Here is a 20,483-nt window from a genome sequence, read left to right on the forward strand (position 1 = left end):
TCAAACGATTCGCTCTTCTTAAAATCTAGAAAAAGCTTTCCAGAAATGATTATCCAATCTTTTGCAGATTAAGTACTGCATCGTGATTCATCAAGACTTGGCCATACTCCTGCAAGACTGAGCGACTGATGTCACTATCGTCCGCAAACTCGCGCATACGGGCCAAAAGCCAAGCTGGATATGGACTTGGATGATTTTCAATATCCACTAAAATGGTCAAATAATAGCGCTCATTCATCTTGTAGAGTTCAGAAGTTTCCATCTCAAAAGTCACTGTCTTGGCAAAAGCTACCAAGTCGGCCAACTTAGCAAAAGAAAGGATGTAGTAGATGTAAGGTTCTTTCTTGCTCTCAGCTTCTTGTTCAGCCTGTTCCTGCTCTTCTTCCTTGGCTTCGACTTGCTCAAGAGATTGAATCGCTTCGATATCATCCTTAGTTTTATCCGCGATGCTTTTTTCCAAGGTTTTGATAAATTCATCTGGCGACATTTGAGCCAATTCTTCCATGTCTGGCAAATCCGATAAGTCTTCAAAATCTAGATTTTGGTCAATCTTTGATTTGGTTACAAAGACATCTACCTTATCAGGTTTTGGAGTCACACGGAAGCTCAACATACCTGTATCTAAAAAGCTATCAGGCATCTCTAACTCATCCAAGATAGCATAAAAGAACTCTTCTGTTTTTTCTTGAGGAACGAGAAAGTCAGCAATCTCCATTCCTCGATCCATCAAATCCTCTAAAGACATCGTGATTTTCAAAGTTGTATCACTAATTTGTTTCATTTTCATTGCTAGTAACCTCATACTTTCAGTTCTATCTATTATACTAGATTTTTACGATTTTATCAAAAGAATGGAGCGAGAATGTGATATAATACTAGAGACCATTTTACAATACAAGAAAGAAAGTACAATGAAAAATATAAAAGTTAATGCACTGGCTAGCTTACTAGTCAATGTTCTCAATATCGTTTTTCCGCTGATAACCAATCCTTATCTGACTCGGATTCTCAGCAAATCCAATTACGGCTATTTCAATACCGCAAATACCTGGGCTAGCTTTGTCATTCCTTTAGCCGCATTTGGAATCTATAACTATGGAATTCGAGCTATCAGTAAGGTTAAGGACGACAAAGATAAGATTAATTATGTCTTTTCCAAGTTATTCTATATATCTGTAATTACTTCTGTCCTTACAACAAGTATCTACTTTTTGTTTATTTACCTAGATAATAGTATTGAAAATTTAAAAGAACTCTACTACATACTTGGTGTCCAGGCTCTCTTCCAATTCCTTTATATCGAGTGGATGAATGAAGCTTATGAAAATTATGCATTCATCTTATATAAAACATTGGTTATTCGTATTGCCATGTTGGTCGCTATCTTCACCTTTGTAAAAACTCCAAATGATATCGTACCTTATGCAATCATCATGAGTGCAACGACAATTCTCAACTATCTACTCAGTTTTCTCTGGATCAAGAGAGAAGTTTCCTTTGTTAAGATTGGTCTTGTCGAATTAGTCAAAGCATCTAAACCACTCTTGACCATGTTGCTTCTAGCTAATGCCAATATGCTCTACACCTTACTTGATAGAATGTTTATTACCAAAGGACCTGATGAAAACTACATTTCTTATTACACCATTGCTTCTAGCATCGTTATGTTGATTGCCAGTGTCCTGAGCGGAGCTATCAACGTTAGTATTCCACGTCTCGGCTACTATCTCGGTAAGAAAGACTACGAATCTTATAAAAATCTTCTAAACCAAGGAGCCGCCCTCTTTTATTTCCTTATCATTCCAACCAGTATTGGGATTATGGTATTAGGAAACTATGCTGCAGTCATCTACTCTTCTGAAAAATACCTTGAAGCTGGTATTGTGAACTAGTGTCTTCGCTTTTCGGACTATCATTTGGGCCATTGAGTTAATCCTTGGTAAACAAATTATCTTCATCAACGACCACAAAAATCGTTTAACAGCCTTTTACTTTATTGGTGGCGGTGCCAATATCCTACTCAACAGTCTCTTGTATTTCAATAATATTTTTGCACCAGAGTATTACATTGCTACTACTATTATTGCAGAAACCGTAGTTGTTCTACTAGAAATTTACTTTATCAAGAAACATCATCTACTTGACTTAAAAGAAATCTTTACTACTTTAACACGCTATACTATTGTATCGCTCGGATTCATTCCCATCTATTTCACATTTAAATTCCTTTTCCAAATCAACTCTTATACAGTCAACCTCAATATGATCCTCATGGTTCTCTCGACTATTGCAACTTGTGGAATCTACTATCTCTTGATACTTTTTAACACAAAAGATAAAACATTCCACTATGCACTCAATCTTGTACTTACTAATATAAAAAGGTCTCTATAATATTCGTAGTGGGTAAATCCCCTATAGATATTATGGAGCCTATTTTGTTATAGAAAAAAAGTCCCATATGACCTATAATGAAAAGCGACTAAACAACTCATTAGAAAGATTCATATGGAACAATTACATTTTATCACAAAACTACTCGATATTAAAGACCCTAATATCCAGATTCTAGACATCATCAATAAGGATACACTCAAGGAAATCATCGCTAAACTGGATTACAATGCCCCATCTTGTCCTGATTGTGGACATCAAATGAAGAAATATGACTTTCAAAAACCGTCGAAAATTCCTTACCTCGAAACGACTGGTATGCCTACTAGAATCCTCCTGAAAAAGCGTCGATTCAAGTGCTATCATTGCTCGAAAATGATGGTCGCCGAAACCTCTCTCGTCAAGAAGAATCATCAAATTCCTCGTATCATCAACCAAAAGATTGCGCAAAAGCTGATTGAAAAGACTTCTATGACCGATATTTCACGCCAGCTTTCCATTTCAACTTCAACTGTCATTCGAAAGCTCAGTGACTTCCATTTTAAACATGATTTTTCTCAACTTCCCGAGATTATGTCTTGGGATGAGTATGCCTTCACTAAGGGAAAAATGAGCTTTATTGCGCAAGATTCTGATAACCTCAATATCATCACTGTCCTTGAATGCAGAACACAGGCTATCATCCGAAATCACTTTCTGCGCTACGATAGAGCTGTTCGTTGTCAGGTGAAAATCATTACTATGGATATGTTTAGTCCCTACTATAACTTGGCTAAACAGCTGCTTCGCTTTAGAATTTCTAGACTCAGGCTAAAACAGTCCACTGGACTGTTTTACTCCAACATCTCAGCCGTACTATGAGTCGTTTGCGTGTTCAAATCATGAATCAGTTCGATAGAAAATCCCATAAATACAAGGCCATCAAGCGCTACTGGAAGCTCATCCAACAGGATCGTCGTAAACTAAGCCATAAACAATTTTATCACCCTACTTTTCGTATGCACTTGACGAATAAAGAAATTCTAGATAAGCTTTTGAGCCATTCAGAATACTTGAGACACCACTCCAATGTCTATCAGCTCTTACTCTTCCACTTTCAGAACAAGGAGCCAGACAAATTTTTCGGACTTATCGAGGACAATCTAAAGCAGCTTCACCCTATTTTTCAGACTATCTTTAAAACCTTTCTTAAGGACAAAGAGAAAATAGTCAACGCTCTTCAACTACCTTATTCTAACGCCAAATTAGAAGCAACCAATAATCTCATCAAACTTATCAAGCGAAATGCCTTTGGTTTTCGGAACTTTGAAAACTTCAAAAAACGGATTTTTATCTCTATGAACATCAAAAATGAAAGGACGAAATGTGTCCTTTCTAGATCTTAGCTTTTCTTCTACCCACTACAGTTGTAAAACTAAAAGGACTTAGTCCTGTGCAATACAGAACTAAATCCTTTCAATAATTATTTTTCCAACTTTTTGGGGTAGTACACAACGTTCTCTCTTAAACTTAAATCGTAACAGAATCTTTATCCTTGAGCATATAGCGTTTTAAACGAGTTAAGCTAGCTAACCAGTACAATAGACCTCCAAAAATTGCAGTGAAGCCACTACCAGTTGTGAGCAGGAACATAGGACTCTGGATGTGCTTTGTTATAGGGTTGTAAACAAATAGTACTGCAACTAACAAAGAAATGATTACACAAGATAATCCTACCATATTAAAGCCATTTGTAAACTCATAGGCGTCATGTCCTTCAACGAAATAGGCTGAACGCAAATCGAGTTTTCGTTTTCTTAAGATAAAGTAGTCGACAACGATCATACCAATAATGGGGCCTTGAATATAGGCAGCCAGCGAGATGAAGGAACCGAAGTATTCATCCACTCCTCCCCAGATGGTGAGTAGGCTCACGTAAACCATGGCAATCCAAACCATTAGTTTATAGCTTACTTTGGGCATCCCGCTTTTTACAATCATACAGTTCACATAAGATCCTGTACCTTGGGTTCCAATATTGGCAAAGGCTACTAGTAGTAAACTTAAAAGGGCAAAGGCTGGGGTACTTAGAGTTGATAGCATGGTTGTTGGATCACTTTCATAAACACCTGTTTTGACAAACATGGCTAGAGCCATGACTCCACCTGTCGCAGCAAAGAATGGCGCAACAACCCCATATGACAAGGCTGTAGCCCAATAGCCACTGCGTTCTGATTTTGCCAAACGTGGTAAAACCAATGCCTGTGTAGACCAAGAAAAGGCTACGGCCACATTTCCTTCCCCTGACATCATAAAACGTTCAATCGGTGTCAAATTTTCTTGGATGGCAGGTTGGACATTCATAATATCCCTAATCGGAACCGCAACAAAACAGATTCCAACGATAATTAGCCCAACAAATAACAAGGCAACCACCAGAAAGCGATTAGTACCTTTAATCACCTCTGGGCCCCCAAGAGCAATCAGCGTTCCAAGGAAAACACAGAGGGTACCTAGAATCGGTGCCCATACTCCCTTGTCTAAACCAAGCCCAAAATTATTTGCTAAATGAATCATGGAGCTGGCAAAAAGATTGGCGGTAACGGCGTACCAACCAAAATTTGCCAGACTAATCACGGTTGATAAAACGGCCACCCCTTTTTTACCTAGAACGGCTCTCAACCAAATCCATAAATCAATTCCATATTTAACTGCAAACAAGATTGGGAGACATTCAATAAAGACCCAGATAATGTTAAAACTAAAAATATTAATCAACATTTGATTAAAGGTCAAATATTGAGCCACATAGGCTCCTTGGGTATAACACCAGGTTGCGATGGCAAAACCACTTGTCGATAGGAAGAGATCCCAGAAAGAATACTGACGATCCTTGTTGGTCATGGGAACAATACCCGTTATCGTCTCCTGTTGAATGAAGTCATTCATCTTGGACATTTTATTGAATACCTCCTGTCATGGCTAGGATAATCAGAATAAGGTTAATTAGAACTAAGACGATGACTATAGTAAAATCACTTTTTAGAAATGGCTGGGCAAACACATAGTTTGGTGATTCCATTTCTTCTAGCCTTCTTTTCGTTTCATTTGCTATTAATTCTTCAATTTCTGATGTCGGTTTCATCTTAATTATCCTCTAAGTATAAATCTAATGCAAGTTTTCCATACTGCTTGGTATAACGATACCAGATATAAAGAAATTCACCTACTGGTTTTCCAACGCTTTCTTGGAACAGGGCCCACAAGAACCAATAATATGAAGTCACTGATACATAGGCAAAATAGTGACGTTTGGTTTTCTTGTCTGGAACTTCTTGTAGATAGATTTCAAGTACCTTTTCAGCTTCTTCCACTGTATAATTTGAACATCCAATAAAGGTCCCTAAATCTCCCGCTGGATCTCCTATACCAGAATATTCCCAATCAATCAAGCTCATTTCGCCATCTTCGTTCAACAAGAAATTTGGGCTATAAGAATCTCCATGGCAGAGAACCTTTTTCGCTTGATCTTCTTGTAAAAGCTTCTCGAGAACTGAGACATTCTTATCCAACTCTTCAAGCCCATCAAATTCAAAACGATTGCTGGCTTTTAATTTTTGTCTAAAATCATCAATTCCCTCAAATTGATCAAAAGAATGATCCGTTTTTTCTCCAGATTGGTGCAAGCGTCTCAAGAGCTCCATTGCTTTTGCTACATCATCCCAATTATCATAATCTAGTTGCTTGGCGTTAGGAATAAATTCTGAAATTTTCCAGCCCTCATCCTTGTTCATAGCAACAAAAGTACGGTCAATCTTCAATTTTGTAGCAATTTCCATGGAAGCTGCCTCGCTAGCACGATCGATATAATTCTCCGTTCCTCTACCTGGATGACGGTAAACATATTTCTTTCCTAGGCAGTCAAATGAAAACGAAGTGTTGGTTAAACCGTCTTTTAGGGGTTTAATATTGACAATATCTGAAGCTATACATCCTAATGTCTTACAGATGTTATCAATGATTTCCGAATTAGTATTCACCAAATAGTGTTCATCAAACTGACGCAACTCATCTAGTGAATCAAACTCCTTAACAATGTCTGCTGAATAATGCCGAGCTTCCAAAGGAAGTTCTTTGACGTGACGACTATAATAATCTTCCCAGAGCTGTTCGCGATACGGCTCATGTTTAAATTCAGTTTCCAAAATATCTACGAATTTTTCACTAAATGCACGATCAAAATAAACGTGCCCCACCATAGCCCAAGTATTCGTCCCACCGATTTGAATATCGATAATCGTGTGATTGGAATCTTCCTTAGAGCAGTATTCGTCTGTGTCTCCTTCTGCAAATATAGTCGAATAATAACCTCTGTAAATGTATCGTTCAAACGGATTTTCTACAAAATAATTATCCGAAGAGCAGATATAAGTGTTGGAAAGTTGATCTCTGACTAGCATGAGAGAAGAACAGTTATTGTATTTGTAGTAATCATTATTCACAACGATTTTAACGCCAAACTTTTCTTCCAGATAGAACATTTTTTCTTGTAGATAACCTACAATAACGGTTATATCTTCTATTCCTGCTTCTTGCAGTTGTCTGATTTGCCTCTCTATCAAGCGTTCCCCCTTGACTTGAAGCAATCCTTTGGGAATTTCATAAGACAAAGGAGCAAAACGACTACTCATTCCAGCAGCCATTATAATAGCATTTTCTACTCGATAGGGTTCTAAAACGTTCTTGCCTAGTTCATTTAAGTGATGTTCCTCATCAATCCACTTCTCTTCTTTAAGTTTTCCAACCAATGCATTGACTGTTCCTAAAGATAAATCTAGCTGTTCAGCCAATTGTCTCTGCGTAAAGTTTTCGTCTTTGTGAATCAACAAAAAACGTAAAAGTTTAAATTGTTTTTCTGATAGCATATCCTTAACCTCTTTCGTTCAATATTTCTATCCATTCGATTATACAATGAACATTTGTTTTTGTCAAGTTAGATTCTATATTAAGAAAATAGGGAACTATAATATTTGCAGTGGGTAAATTCCCTATAGATATTATGAAGCCTATTTGTTGTAGAAAAAGTTCCGTAATATCTAGAATGAAAAATGACCAAACCATCATTAGAAAGAATCGTATGGAACAATTAAATTAACAGGGATACCCACAAGGAAATCATCGCTAAACTGGATAATGATGCTCTATCTCGTCCTAATTGCGCTAGCCAAATTAAGAAATATGAGTTTCAAAAATTGTCTAAAATTCCTTACCTTGAAACAATTGGTATCCCCAATAGAACCCCTTCTTAGAAAAGCTGTTTCAAGTGCTATCATTGCTCGAAAATGACCCTCTCCAAAACTTCTCTCATCAATAAAAATTGCGCAAAAGCTGATTGAAAAGACTTCTATGACCGATATTGCTCATCAGCTGGCTATTTCAACTTCAACTGTCATTCGTAAGCTCAATGATTTCCACTTTAAGCATGATTTTTCTCGTCTTCCTGAGATTATGTCCTGGGACGAGTATGCCTTTACTAAGGGAAAGATGAGTTTCATTGCACAAGATTTTGATAATCTCAACATCATCACTGTTCTTGAAGGCAGAACACAGGCTATCATCCGAAATCACTTTCTGCGCTACGAGCGAGCTGTTCGTTGTCAGGTGAAAATCATTACGATGGATATGTTTAGCCCTTACTACGATATTGCCAGTAAACTTTTTCCTAACGCTAAAATCGTTCTCGACCGCTTTCACATTGTCCAACATCTCAGCCGTGCTATGAGTCGTGTACGTGTCCAAATCATGAATCAATTTGAGCGAAAATCCCATGAATACAAGGCCATCAAACGCTACTGGAAACTCATTCAACAAGATAGTCATAAACTGAGTGATAAACGATTTTATCGCCCTACTTTTCGTATGCATCTAACCAACAAAGAGATTCTAGATAAGCTTTTGAGCTATTCAGAAGACTTGAGACACCACTACAATGTCTATCAGCTCTTGCTTTTTCACTTTCAGAATAAGAAGCAAGACAAATTTTTCGGACTTATCGAGGACAATCTAAAGAAAGTTCATCCTCTTCGTCAAACTGTCTTTAAAATCTTTCTAAAGAACAAAGAGAAAATCGTCAATGCCCTTCAATTACCCTATTCCAACGCCAAATTAGAAGCGACCAATAATCTCATCAAGCTTATCAAACGAAATGCATTTGGTTTTCGGAACTTTGAAAACTTCAAAAAACGGATTTTTATCGCTCTCAACAATCGAGTAGGAGATAATTTCTAGCCCCTCTCACACCACCGTACGTGCCGTTCGGCATACGGCGGTTCAACTAACTTTTAACGCATGTCGTTCAAGGTAATAATCCAAACACGAAACCAGTCCACGTTTTTTAAGGACTGGTTTTGATATAGCACGTTTAAGTACCGACTTCTGAGCTACTAATTGATAGTGGTCGCCCCAGCCAGATACCTTATCTGCTATCCATTTAGGAACCCCTAACTTAAGCAATCCCCATAATCGTCTAGATTTCTTCTTCCATTGCTTCCAGATAATCACTCGTAGGCGAGTACGTAAGCGCTCATCTATGCTGGTGACTATACTTTTCATATTTCCCAATGAGAAATAGTTTATCCATCCTCGAATGGACAAATTCAGTTGCTCAATACGTCTTGTTAAGTCTATACTCCATTTCCTCTGTGTTAGTTTCTTCAATTTAAGCTTGAATCTCCGAACACTATCTTGATGGGAACGACTTTTCCAACCAGATGATGATTTCCAGAACCCAAAACCTAGATATTTCAACTCTCTTGGTCTAGTAATCTTAGTCTTGGTCATGTTTACTTTCAAACCTAGCCGTTTCTCAATAAAACGACTGACTGAATACATCACACGCTTAGCGGAGGCCTCGCTTCCGACCGTAATCACACAATCATCTGCGTAGCGCACAAATCGAAGTCCCCTCTTTTCTAATTCCTTGTCCAATTCATTAAGCATGATATTGGATAAGAGAGGAGATAAATTTCCTCCCTGTGGTGTCCCAACTAGCGTTTTATGACGCTGACCGTTAATGATAACACCCGAATGAAGATACTTACGAATCAAGGATTCCGTATCTCCGTCTTCGATAATATTATGTACTAAGGACATCAATCTATCTTGAGGAACCGTATCGAAAAATTTCTCTAGGTCTATATCCACTATCCACTCATAGCCGTCATTTAAGTACTCTAAGAGCTTCATGATGGATTTTTCACATGACCTATTTGGTCTGAAGCCATAACTCGTATCTGAGAAATGGGGGGTCACAAATGGGGCTAATGACTTGGACAATGACCTGTTGAATCATTCTATCCATAACTGTTGGAATTCCTAGTTGACGGATGCCTCCGTTTGGTTTGGGAATCTCAACTCTAAGAACTGGTTGAGGCTTATATTTTCTCTGTTTTATCAGTTCCTTAGTCAGGCGCCAGTTGTGTCTGAGATAGTCATCCATCTCTTCGATAGTAATTCCATCAATCCCAGCTGAGCCCTTATTGGATTTTACTTGATTATAGGCTTCAAGCATATTTTCGCGTGATAAAATCTTATCTAGCAATTTTGACATGTGCGTATTCCTTTCTTGTTTTGATGCCTGAGGGACATTTTATATTGGTGAACCTTCACCCAGTCAATACGTGACAGAGTCCAGTTCTATAAAACTGCTCGTTTTACAGACACAAGTGAAGTAGGATTACTTCGATTAGTTGGTCACCCCTTCGCTCCACTTCCATTACAGAAGCTTCCTCACTACTATGGGCTCGGCTGACTTCTCATAATTCGTTGTTACTACGCTTTCAGCGCTCATGAGACCTCACGGGATAAGTCGTACATCTTTCCTCGTTTATACAAGATACGAGGACGTTAAAAGGTTACAGTGAAAATAGGAAATCTGACGCAGAGTCTTTAGACTCTAGGAAGATTTATCTTTTTCACACAAACCTTAGTCCGAATTCAATTACTCTCGTGATTTACGCATATAGATTACGACTACCTTTTTGTACTTTAGAGTTTTAAGCCCCCTTATCCACTATATACGCCTTACTATCACGTTCCTGTTCGTAGAGCCACGATTTCGCTATCCCTTCCTCTGATGATTCTTATTTCTAGCGTCAGACTTAAAACGGTCTATCCCCAGACCGTTTTAATCCGCTACCTCACGATAGTCAGGCTTGGGAATCGCTATTGGGTTCACCAGTAGCGGGTGCCCACGGAGGACTTACACCTCAGATGCACGACATGCCCGTCGTACTTAAAAAAGAAAGGACAAAATGTGTCCTTTCTCGATCTTAGCTTTTCTTAAACTCACTACAGTTTACAAAGAGTTGACATATGTACATAATCTAACTGATAATTTCAACTTCCTTATAACTACACAAGCGATGAAATACTTCGCTTAAACTACTTCGATATTGATTATAGACTACTTTTCGTCTATATAAGATGTGATACTTACAGCGCCACTTTGTGTACGATAAACTATGAGACTTTTGTACCATATTTTTTCACTTTTCGATTTACAGAAACAACTTTATTGTATCGCATTTGAAGTTTTTAGGCTATAACCTTCGACGCGCACCTAACGGAGCGAGAAGGATCAATAGTCACATAATTAAAACAAAGTACCCTTAGCTTTCTAAAAGAATAGTATAACTCCCTGACTTAGATTTTACATTAATAAAGTGGATGCGGATAATTTGGCAGCCATATTTAAAGGACATACAAGAAAACTAAATAATATTAAATTTCTTATCATTATGTTCTTCATGTATATCACACTTTCCTTTACCATCTCTACAGACCACAATTTGCAATATTTTCTGCTGATGTATAAAAAATTGGTCTTAGTAAACTAGAACTCCTTTTTGTGTCCAAGCTTGTATAAGAATATCAATGTCCTAATCTCCTCAATAGACACTCACAAGATTTGTTCTCTCATAAAACAGAATTACTTCTCCACCTTGCGAAAAGCTTTTATACTATGACTATACCACTCTTGCATTTCCTTTGATGGTGGTGTCATATAATCCCCATACATCTGGGTTAAAAAGACATCATAATTTTTAGGAATTGGTAACATTCTTCCCTCAAACTCTGTTAAGATTAACTCTTTGAAAGTATTTATTTGGAAAACACCCTTCATTCCCTCTTTATCAACTCCAACCATTCCCTCATATTTCGGCTGTTCTACAACACTATTCTTAACTAACTTATCTATTTTCTTATAGAAGTATCTCGGATTGACAAATCTGAGAGCGTACCAGCTACATAATCTAAGAAAATCTTTTAGTTTGCTGTCACCGTGAACTGCGCGTGATTTTTTGATATAAGCCAGTTGACGAAGAGCCACATACTTATAGCTCTTGTCGACAATGCTCAAATCTGTAAAGCGATCAATTGGGAAGACATCGATAAAGAGACTGGTGTCATGGCGCTTGTACTTAACATGGTCTTCGATAACAGTAGAAGTGTCCAAAATCGATGCGAAATTATGGAAGTACCAAGAAGAGGTATCGTAGGAAAGAACCTTGTAGCGAGGGTGATTTTCTTCCTCAATAATCTTCAATAAGCGCTCATAATCTTCACGATAAAGGGAAATATCAATATCATCGTCCCAGGGAATCATACCTTTGTGGCGGATAGCTCCAAGCATGGTTCCATAACTTAGAAAATAAGGAATATCATGTTTCTTACAAGTCTCATCAATATAGTCTAGCAGGGCTAGTTGAATTTCTTTAATTTCTTCTTTTTCTAAATACTGCATCCTAATCCTCCAATTTATAAGCGTGAAATTCATGACTGTAGAAGCGTTTTTCTTCTGGTGGTAGGGTCATATAATCTCCATAAAATTGTGTCAAAATAGTATCAAATTTTTCAGGTGCTGGAAGGCTTAAATTCTCAAATGGGAGATTGATTGTTTTATCAAAGGTACCACTTGGGAAGACTTCCTTTTCCTTAGATTTAGAAGGGATAAAAGCCATATACTGCCCATTATCACGACTATATTTTTGAATTTCTTTCTCGATTTTATTTGCAAAATAACGAGGAGAAACAGGTCGAAGGAGCAACCAAAAGGCTGTTCGTATCCAATCTTTTAAAAGGCTATCTTTATAGACAATATTTTTATGTTTGCTGAAAGACAGAAGTTTGAAGCTTTCCAGCTTATAACAAATATCAATGACCTTAGGATCATCAAAGCGATCCATAGGGAAAATATCGATAAAAACACCAGACTCATAGGTTTTTGTATTCCGAGTATCAATAATTTTAGTTGTACTGTCTGTTATTTTGATAAAGTTGTTAAAGTAGTTCTTATCTGTTTCTAAGGATAAAAGTTTGTATTTACTTTTTTCCTTTTGAAAAATGTTCATAAATCGTTGGTAGTCTTCTCGAGGCATGGACAGATCAATATCGTCGTCCCAAGGAATAAAGCCCTGATGTCGAACTGCCCCAATCAGAGTACCGTAGTTAATAATATAGTTGATATTGTGCTTTTTACAGAGAGTATCAATATAATCCAAAATTTCTAATTCAATCTGTTTGGCATCTTCAATGGTTAGTTGTTTCATTCTAAACTCCTATGATCTTTTGAATTTATTTTTTAAGGCTAGGACATGGTTTAAAAATTCATAGAAAATGCTATCTTTGGTGAAGACAAGTAGAGCAATATAAGAGATGGCTGATAGCCAGACAATCAAACCAGTATTAATCAAAAATGGCAAATTAATGACCATATCCACAGGATACAAGAAATTAATCAGGAAATAAATTCCTACAAAGGAAAGTGAAAAGAGCGAGTATCGAACAGTATAGCTAAAGATATGTCCTAAGTGGATGAGCTGTTTTCTATGGATGAAAATGATATAGAAAACAAGCAGAGAGGCCTCTGATAGCATAGTTGTCAGTAAGTAGTATTCAGGAGCCACGATATGGTTGAAAAAGAGGAGACTATTTAAGCCCAAATTGAGCAATCCTGCAAAGACTGTGTAGACTGTGATTCGTTTTTCATAGCCATTTGTAAAGAGAATTTGGGAACCAAGAATGGTATCCAGTGCCAGGATGTTCGTACGAAAAGCGAAGAGAGAGGTTAAGATACCGCCTCCGATATATTTTTCACTACCATAAAGCAGGATAGCATTTGGTCCTAAAACCATGAGTCCGAAACTGAGTGGAATGATAAAGAAGTTAAAGATTCGACTTCCTCTGTTAACCAGAGAAACATAGGCTTCTTTGTCTCCTTTACCCAAATAGTAACTGAGACGAGGCACACTCACTCCGATAGCTCCTGTTACAACCCCAGCTATAACGGTCACAATTCGTTGAGCCATGGTATAGTAACTAACGTTGACATCAATCCCTGTTTTAACGAGGAAGAGACGATCCAAAAAAGTGAAGAGCATATTGGCATTTGCAAAGACTAACATGGCTGTTAGAGGGAGAAAGAGCGGTTTAAAATCACTTATGTGAATCTTAACAAGCTTAATGTCTCTTTTAATCCAAAAATAACTAATCAGATAGTTAATCAGTGTCGATAAACTCATCACAAGTGTATAGACAACAATATCGTGTTCATTTTTGACAAACAGGAAAATAGAGACCAGCATCAAGATACGGATGAAGGCAGTCTTGTAAAAGAGAAAACTGTAATTTTCCAGAGCTTCATTGACCCACTCGATTGAAAAAATCTGGGCAATGAGCTGAATCCCCATAACAAGGTAGACTTTTTTGACGATTGGATTATCAGTAAAGAAGAGAGGATAAGCTAGGATATAGACAGCAGTAGTCAAAATTGTACAAGCTATGCACAAATAAAAAAGACTAGAGAAGGTTCTATTCAGATCTTTTTTGTTATCCTTGACATTACTGATGGCCCGTAAACCGTAGTTATAGACCCCATAAGTCGCAAAGGGCAAGAAAAATGACAAAATAGTGTCAACTGAGTTGAAGTAACCATAGTCAGTTCGGTCCAAGAGACGCGCGACGTAGGTACCAGTTAAGATGGGAAAAATAATATTCAAGACACGAATTCCCATGTAAGATAGAGCATTTAATTTTATACTTTTCATTCAATTTACCTCGTTTTTCATTATATCATAAAGTTAGTTAAAATAACTCTTTTATTTTCAACAACTAGTCTTTAATTATTTTAAAAAATTTTTAGGAACTCAAATCCTCAAAAATTTAAGATTAAAAACTAACTTTTTGAGGATTTCAAATAAAATTTATTGAACTTTAACCAAGGACAAATATATCGTTAAAAAAGCAAAAACTCCAATTGGGATTGAAAATACAAAAATTATTAAGTCTTAATTATTTAGTTACAGTACGATAATTATAATAAGATTGAAAGTTTATGATTTATATCTTTCATAGAAGTCTTTTCAATTAACTTTTAAGTAATCTTTGAATTGAGAATCTAACGGATTTGTTGATATTCTTTACTAGAGGACTATCCGTGACTACCATCTTCTAACAAGACAACAAAATAGACTCCATAATATCTATCACTACAAATATTATGGAGCCTCAAAATCGACTCTTCGCCAACTTTAAAGACACAATGTATCAGGATGCTTATAATTTAAAGGTTGCTACACCGAGGATAGAACGATTTAAGTTTCGAAGAATTTGAAGACTTTGTTCAAATTTCTTATAACGAGTCACTCCGTATTCTTCAACAAGAAGGACTGTATCTCTTTCTAAAAGAGATGGTACATCTTGTAAATCTACAAAATGCATTCCTTTCAAAGTCTCTTGATTTTGTTTTAATTTATCTAGAATAGCTTTATTTGAGCTAACAATAGTCAATTCTTGTCCAGCATTTTTGTATGATAGAATATCTGCTAGATTAGCAATTGTTGTAATCTCTGTTACAAAATCAATTTGATACTGAGAAAAATCACCTGCTCTATTGATTGTTGGATTAAAGAGATAAATCAATACATTTCCCATCACAAGCAAAATCACACAGACTACTCCAATAACAGCTAAACGAAGAATCAAATTCTTGACGTTTAATCCAAGCGCTGTCTCACCATTTGCATTCAATTCTTTAGAATTGATGGTTTCCAATTTTTCAATTTTTACATTTGCATAAGTGTGTTTAAATTTCTCAATCAATCCATCAATTTTTCGCTCCAACAAGTCATTAGCATCTTTACTTGGTGTCAAAATTTTCACACCAACCCCTGCATCGTCAATCATATAATAGACGGTCAATTTTTTCCACCAATAGTCGCTTGTAGAATTTTTCAAGGCTGACTCTGTCGTATCCAATTCACTGGCAATTTTTTTCAACTCACTCGGTTCTACATCATTGAAAAGATAAGCTCCATTTAAATTCCCTTCAATTAATTTCCCATAGAAATCACTATACCCACCAATTTGATGATTCAAAATCGTTTTGGCTGAATCTTCCGGAGGTGTAATTTTATAGCTGATATAAGTTGAATAACTTGTTGTGTCTTTGACAGTATTTTTATTCTTAACTGCTTTAATTGTAAATGGTACAGCAATGATAGCAAATAAAGCGATAAGAGCTAGAATATTTGCTTTTCGTTTTTTGTATAGATTTGCAAACAAATCAGCTACTGAATAATGTTCAAACATGATTTTTTTCTCCTTTGTTTAGTAGATACTGGTTTTCCTTTGTAAGCATTTTCGCTACGAATATAATCACAAGAACAATTCCCCAGAATTGCATTGTAAATAAATTGAAGAAACTTTCTGAAAAGCTACTTCTTGGCATAAAGAATAGATTATTCAAGATGAGTAGGGACAAGGCAAATAGGATTGTTCTAGAGCGATAGGCTACTTGCAACATGGCTATGAATAACATACCTAGCAAGAGACTAAGTAGAAAGACTCCTATCATACCATAGTCTGTATACAACTCCATGATATAACTACTTCCGATACCATGTCCTTTCAAATATTCCTTGTTCAAAACAAGATAGGATAGATTGTGGGCATAACTATTACTATCAATTGCTAGCTCCACACTATTGGTTGTATGCTCAAAGGCTTTTCCTCCGAAAATTGACCCCAAACTCCCCCTTGCAAAATAATCAAGGACAGGACCAAAAGTAAAATTACGGAAATCTCGGTAAGGGAGGCTACTGTTAAATAGAAAACCTCGAGCCAAGACACCAAAACTAGTCCCTTGTTTATAGATAAAGTCAAGTAAGATATCCCAGAAACCTGTATGGGAAACTTGGACATTATCCCGTACATAATTGAGTACTCCCATCGCTAACATGAGAATAGGAGATCCTACAAAAATCGCTAACTTTTCTTTAAATCCAATCCATTTTCCTTTTTCGGTTTGCTCCCGCATAAAGTAATAAACAAAAGCAAATAAAATACTTAAAATAAAAGGATTTCGCGTCCCAATTGCCAAATGAATAGTATTAGCTGCAATAAAGGAGACAAGCACTGCTGTGGCCTGCCATTTCTTTGGTTTGGTTGCCAGATACATACACATTGCGTAGACCGTAAAGGTAGACAAAATGTAGGTAAAATAAGGCAGTTTACTTTCAAAATTTGCATAGTAGGCATAGTAGGAAGTCTGCAAGCGATACAGGAGTCGTTCAAATAATCTAATGAAATAGAAAGGATAGGTTAGAAGAAAAACTCCTAGTGATACAAAGCGTAACCGCTTGATATAAAGCTCTTTTAGAGAATTTCCTATATTTGGTACTTTTATTTTCTTCCTAGCTATGAAGTAACGAGCCAGGACGCCTCCTATGGTCAAGCCCAGAATCGAAACCATGACAACTATAAAGGCAAAACGATAGGCTATGGGATGATAGGTATCCAAAGCGCCATCTCTAAAATAATCAATGGTCGGCCTTGATACCAGAAATACAAAAATAGTTAAAAAGAAAATAAAATGGATTAAGTAATACTTGATATCATTCCAACAAGCAATTAAGCTACTAACCAACAAGAACAATAAAGTAGAAAGTAAGCTAACATTATTATTATTAAACAGATACACAATTCCACTTACTAGCGTCAAGGCATAACTGACTATGGTCAAACTAAATAATAATCGTTTTCCATCAATCACTTGCTCACCCCCGTTCTAATGTAATTTTTTAGATTTTTCAATATTTTTCAGTAATAAGAATCGGTATAAGGAAATATTTATGAATAGAGCCAAAGCACTAATTCTTCTCCCCTTACGGAAAATTGGATTCCTAGCAATAGTAAAGGCATGGCCTTTTAAAAAACGATGAATCTGAGAATAGGCTTCAAATTGTTTATACTGATCATCTAGTAACATCTTATCTAGAATAAAGAAATGGGCATAGGCCAATCTGAAAAAAGCAACCTCTTTCAAGTCAGGATAGTTTTTCACAACTTCATTGTAAAACTTTTGATAGATATCAATATAGGCTAAATCCTTCTCTGCATAGGGTTTAGTCGTAATACTATCCCCTCTATGGAAATAGTAATAATAGGGTTTGGTATTAACAACGTACTTCTTAGCCAACTTGACTAAATCAAAATGATAATAAGCATCTTCATAAATCAATCCCTTTGGAAAGGATAGGGCAGTTGCAATCTCTCTCTTGATTAGCTTATTGCAGATTGTTCCAGGTATTTTTTCACCTATGAGGTATTCCTTTAGAAATGTTTGAGAATCACAGACAAAATACTCATCCTGATTGGCTGATTGTGGGCTTTCATCATTAGCATAGACATTCATGACACCACAGCTCGAAACATCCGCATCTTCTTGAACTAATTGCTCATATAAGCTCTGAATCATTTCTGGATGGATATAATCATCTGAATCAATAAAAATCAGATAATCTCCGTGAGCCTGCTTCATTCCATCGTTTCGTGCTTGCGACAAACCTTCATTCTTTTTATGAAGTACTGACACCCTATCATCTTGTTCAGCGATTGAATCACATAAGCGACCACTTTCATCCGTTGCTCCATCATCAACAAGAATGATTTCCAGATTCTGATAGGTCTGCTTCTGAATGGAAGCTATCGATTTTTCTAGGTACTGCGCCACATTATAGACTGGCACAATGACACTAATTAATGCAGTTTCCATGCTACTCCTCTAATAGTTTTTCTACTTGTTCGATTTGTTTGGCAATTGTAAATTGTTGAATGAATTGGCTAGCCTCATTGACATCGAAGTTTGAGGCAGAGGTCATGTAGTTCGTAATTGCCTGAGCTGCCTCTTGATTGCTCTCAATGATTTGTCCAAATCTTCCTTCTTGTGATAGTTCCTCAGCCCCTCCAACATCCGTAGAGACAAAAGGGATTCCAAGGCTCAAGGCTTCCACATACACTCCAGGAAAACCTTCTTGTTTAGACATAGACAAGAGAACTTTCATCCGAGACAAATACTGGTATGGATTTTTTTGATAACCAAGGAAATGTACATAGTCCTCAAGCCCATACTCTTTGACGCGTTTTTTCAGTTCCTCTTCCATATCCCCAGCCCCGATAAAATAGAGATGATAGTTTTTTCCCTCTTGGTGTAATAATCGTATCACTTCCACTACACGGTCAGAACCCTTATTTTCCTCAATCCGTCCGATAGTACAGATACTTTGAGGCGCAATCTCGATATCGATCCTCTCTTGAGATTTTTCTAGAATACTCTGAAAATCATAACCATTGTAGACTGTCCGTAATTTCGAAGCATAATCTGGATAAACTTCCTTGATAGAATGACTGGTCTTTTTTGAAATTCCTACAATGGTATCCGCAGCATCCAACTGGCGTCTATGTGATTCTCTTTTGGAGGTATCCTTAAGAAATTCTTCGATACTTCCATGAATCCAAGAGATTTTCTTGACTTCTTTTCTTTTAGAGAACAAAAGCGGAGGATTCATAATGGTAAAAGAAACTTCAACATCATAGTCATCTTTTACAAGCAAGCGACGTGTCAATCTTGGAAAATAAATTCTCATTCTCCACAAAAGAGCTCGAATCCATCTGGCTTGGCGATAATCCTGAAGGGATTTTAAAATGCCTACATGCTTGGGAACAGATTCGTATCCCTTATCAAAATGTTCCATTTCAAGAATATCAATATCATACTTTTCTGGATCTAGATTTGAAACAATTGTCGACAGAATCTTCTCTGCGCCACCCCCGAGAGAAAAAGACCACATAAAAAATAAGATTTTTTTCTTAGCCACCATATTCTCCCTTGTATTCTGTATAAGACTTATCCATATCAGCGATGACAGCATCATGATGCGGTAGCTGCTTGTCTACTGGCGGAGGAGTCATATAATCCCCAAAAGCAGTACTGAGATAGGCATCATAGCCAACTGGAATAGGCATCTCTGTTCCTTCAAATGGCAAGAAAAGATTGTCTTCAAAAGATGTGATTGGGTACTTGTTTCTCATGTAGCCAGGACCTGAGCATAATTCTGTGATGCCATCGCTCTCAACCAGACTATACTTGGTCATTTCTTTCTCAGCTTTTTTCCAAATGCGATAACGGAGAGATTTTGGAGTCACACCCAGTAAAATACGACTTCCCCATTTCATAAGTGCGCCATGCTTTTCTGGAATAGTCTGTGCACAAAAGAGTGAATAAATCAAGGCCCAGCGAACCTGTTTCTTCCGCTCAGCTGGATTTTTCGGATAATAATCCAAAGGCAAGACATCCAAGGCTAATCCATGTGGCAAATCCAAATCCTGCTGGTAAGGTTTGATACAGGTGGTTTCCTTGTCACGGATGGTAATAAAAAGATTGCGGTCTACAAAATCCTTGTTACTCTTTGACAAGAAATAACGTTCATCTGCATAACGAGGCCATAATTCTGCTAATTTCTCATAATCTTTACGAGGCATAAAAAAGTCTAGGTCGTCATCCCAAGGAATAAAACCCTTGTTTCGAAGGGTACCAATAGCACCTCCTCCACAGAGATAACAAAGTAAATCATGTTCCTTGCAAAAGGCAACAAAATATTCAGCCATCTCCAGACTACGGGCCTGAATTGCTTTTAAATCAGTCATATTATTCATTATTCTTTCTATCGTATCGTTTCATTATACCACAAATAGGGGGTAAAAATCTATTG

The 20,483-nt window shown here is 36.9% G+C and carries 12 protein-coding genes and 5 pseudogenes; 3 read left to right on the top strand and 14 right to left on the bottom strand.

Annotated elements, in window-relative coordinates:
- Positions 1–49 precede the first annotated feature (49 nt).
- Positions 50–787: an adaptor protein MecA gene (gene mecA, locus N8M09_RS02135; protein WP_050313829.1), complete on the bottom strand. Its 738-nt coding sequence runs from the start codon at positions 785–787 to the stop codon at positions 50–52.
- Positions 788–911: 124 nt separating this feature from the next.
- Here mecA and N8M09_RS02140 point away from each other — a divergent pair.
- Positions 912–2,394, top strand: a pseudogene (locus N8M09_RS02140) (oligosaccharide flippase family protein).
- Positions 2,395–2,508: 114 nt separating this feature from the next.
- Positions 2,509–3,779, top strand: a pseudogene (locus N8M09_RS02145) (ISL3 family transposase).
- Between the two features lie 124 nt (positions 3,780–3,903).
- On the opposite strand, the gene N8M09_RS02150 reads toward N8M09_RS02145, so the two are convergent.
- The 3 genes from N8M09_RS02150 to N8M09_RS02160 are packed head-to-tail and all read right to left on the bottom strand — an operon-like array spanning position 3,904 to position 7,298.
- Positions 3,904–5,331 carry a cytosine permease gene (locus N8M09_RS02150; RefSeq protein ID WP_101782728.1) on the bottom strand — a complete coding sequence of 476 codons (1,428 nt, stop codon included), beginning with the start codon at positions 5,329–5,331 and terminating at the stop codon, positions 3,904–3,906.
- A gap of 1 nt (position 5,332) precedes the next feature.
- Entirely contained in the window at positions 5,333–5,518 is a 186-nt protein-coding gene (locus tag N8M09_RS02155; RefSeq protein ID WP_060805305.1) for a hypothetical protein, read from the bottom strand.
- A gap of 1 nt (position 5,519) precedes the next feature.
- Entirely contained in the window at positions 5,520–7,298 is a 1,779-nt protein-coding gene (locus N8M09_RS02160) for a phosphotransferase (protein WP_101784645.1), read from the bottom strand.
- 225 nt (positions 7,299–7,523) lie between these two features.
- Here N8M09_RS02160 and N8M09_RS02165 point away from each other — a divergent pair.
- A pseudogene (locus tag N8M09_RS02165) lies at positions 7,524–8,661 on the top strand (ISL3 family transposase); the annotation flags it as partial.
- A 42-nt stretch (positions 8,662–8,703) separates the two neighbouring features.
- Here N8M09_RS02165 and ltrA read toward each other — a convergent pair.
- The 10 genes and pseudogenes from ltrA to N8M09_RS02215 form a co-directional block, all read right to left on the bottom strand.
- A pseudogene (gene ltrA / locus N8M09_RS02170) lies at positions 8,704–9,982 on the bottom strand (group II intron reverse transcriptase/maturase).
- 781 nt (positions 9,983–10,763) lie between these two features.
- Positions 10,764–10,913: pseudogene (locus N8M09_RS02175) on the bottom strand (IS200/IS605 family transposase); the annotation flags it as partial.
- A gap of 449 nt (positions 10,914–11,362) precedes the next feature.
- Positions 11,363–12,178 (bottom strand): LicD family protein, encoded by an 816-nt coding sequence (locus N8M09_RS02180; protein ID WP_101782725.1) that lies wholly within the window; start codon positions 12,176–12,178, stop codon positions 11,363–11,365.
- Position 12,179: 1 nt separating this feature from the next.
- On the bottom strand, positions 12,180–12,983 hold the full coding sequence (locus N8M09_RS02185; protein ID WP_101782724.1) for a LicD family protein: 804 nt from the start codon (positions 12,981–12,983) through the stop codon (positions 12,180–12,182).
- Positions 12,984–12,992: 9 nt separating this feature from the next.
- Positions 12,993–14,480, bottom strand: coding sequence for a type IV teichoic acid flippase TacF (tacF, locus tag N8M09_RS02190; protein ID WP_101782723.1), 1,488 nt, complete (start codon positions 14,478–14,480; stop codon positions 12,993–12,995).
- Positions 14,481–14,988: 508 nt separating this feature from the next.
- Positions 14,989–16,023: a teichoic acid biosynthesis protein TarQ gene (gene tarQ, locus N8M09_RS02195; protein WP_261063167.1), complete on the bottom strand. Its 1,035-nt coding sequence runs from the start codon at positions 16,021–16,023 to the stop codon at positions 14,989–14,991.
- Positions 16,016–17,485: an O-antigen polysaccharide polymerase Wzy family protein gene (locus N8M09_RS02200; RefSeq protein ID WP_261063177.1), complete on the bottom strand. Its 1,470-nt coding sequence runs from the start codon at positions 17,483–17,485 to the stop codon at positions 16,016–16,018. Before N8M09_RS02200 ends, tarQ begins: the two co-directional genes overlap by 8 nt.
- A 15-nt stretch (positions 17,486–17,500) precedes the next feature.
- A complete protein-coding gene (locus N8M09_RS02205; protein WP_261063188.1) occupies positions 17,501–18,487 on the bottom strand; it encodes a glycosyltransferase family 2 protein in 987 nt (328 codons plus the stop codon).
- Position 18,488: 1 nt separating this feature from the next.
- The gene (locus N8M09_RS02210) at positions 18,489–19,592 is read right to left on the bottom strand and encodes a glycosyltransferase (protein WP_261063195.1); all 1,104 of its coding nucleotides are present in this window, start codon (positions 19,590–19,592) and stop codon (positions 18,489–18,491) included.
- The gene (locus N8M09_RS02215; RefSeq protein ID WP_261063209.1) at positions 19,582–20,427 is read right to left on the bottom strand and encodes a LicD family protein; all 846 of its coding nucleotides are present in this window, start codon (positions 20,425–20,427) and stop codon (positions 19,582–19,584) included. Before N8M09_RS02215 ends, N8M09_RS02210 begins: the two co-directional genes overlap by 11 nt.
- Positions 20,428–20,483 lie beyond the last annotated feature (56 nt).

The sequence above is a fragment of the Streptococcus mitis genome (assembly GCF_946190375.1).
GTDB classification, from domain to species: Bacteria; Bacillota; Bacilli; order Lactobacillales; family Streptococcaceae; genus Streptococcus; species Streptococcus mitis_CJ.